2 protein-coding genes are annotated in these 1,064 nt (G+C 43.0%); both read right to left on the reverse strand.

Annotated elements, in window-relative coordinates; translation table 11 throughout:
- The coding region (locus tag CWI84_RS11690) for a hypothetical protein (RefSeq protein WP_126842774.1) at positions 1–719 on the reverse strand (719 nt) is incomplete at its 3' end.
- Between the two features lie 192 nt (positions 720–911).
- The coding region (locus CWI84_RS11860; RefSeq protein ID WP_198674524.1) for a DUF6990 domain-containing protein at positions 912–1,064 on the reverse strand (153 nt) is incomplete at its 5' end.

Consider the following 1,064-nt stretch of genomic DNA (forward strand, 5'->3'; position numbering starts at 1 on the left):
TTTTCTCTTAATTGGTTTTGGAGCTCCGCCTCTTCGCCTACTGAACTTTGAAAACAGTGCTCCTGCGCTTCTATTTTGAGAACTCTTCCCAAATCCTCGACTTTACATATGTTTTTTTCACGCAAACTCAAAACATCTGCCCCTAAATCAGATAATAAGTCCTTGCTCAGCCACATCGTAGAACCAACAGCTTCAATATAACCCGTTTTTAATTCGAATCGACCAGGGTTGTTTGAAGTATCAACCTCAATCTGTTCGAGAGGTGGCGGAAGACCGTTCGACCTTTTCGGTAGTTGAGAATGGTCGCGCCCTACAGCTTCGTACTGAAGTAAATCAGCTGCGTTTTGCCAATATTCATAATCCTTATTAGAAATCCACGCCTGAACGAAGGCCGGCATTTGCAAAAAAGGAATTACCCAATTCTCCAGCGGTACTGAGGTCGGTTTCTCAATTTCCTCAATAATCAAAAAGCTATGCTCCAGCGCTGTTACAAGGCCAAACCTAAAAGACAAACCACCAGAAACTACTTCAGTGGGCCATGCCTTTTTGGTCGCTAATAATTTTCTTAAACGACTGCTCTCAACCATCTCATCGTCCATAAAAAAAACGGGGGAACAGCCGGAATTTTCTAGCGTGCGAGAGATTGTTAAAAAAACCGCTTCTGAATCAATCAAGCAATGGTTAAAGACGATTTCTAAGCTTTCAAGCTGGCTACACATTATTTAAACTCCTTGATAATTACTTTGACGTTGTAATCATGACCATACTGGACAAGACTCTGAGCCGAGAGTGTACTGTAATCCTGCAAAAATCCGAGCCGGTTAGTGACACGCTGCTGGCGGTCGACAACCAGCTAGTTTTTATTGCCTTTCCCATGCAAACAATGTGAATGGAACAACTAGCAGCTTTTATTAAAACTTAACCGCTGATACCAGTTCTCCTGAACGGTATTTTTCAGCCAGCGGAATGGCTCGCTCGAAGTACTCTTGTTTGATAATAGGGATAAACTCCATTCGGTCACCACGCTTAAAGGCATCCAGATAACCTCGTAGTCTGTCGACGTC

Origin of the sequence: Idiomarina tyrosinivorans, assembly GCF_003987475.1 — a bacterium.
Taxonomy (GTDB): Bacteria; Pseudomonadota; Gammaproteobacteria; order Enterobacterales; family Alteromonadaceae; genus Idiomarina; species Idiomarina tyrosinivorans.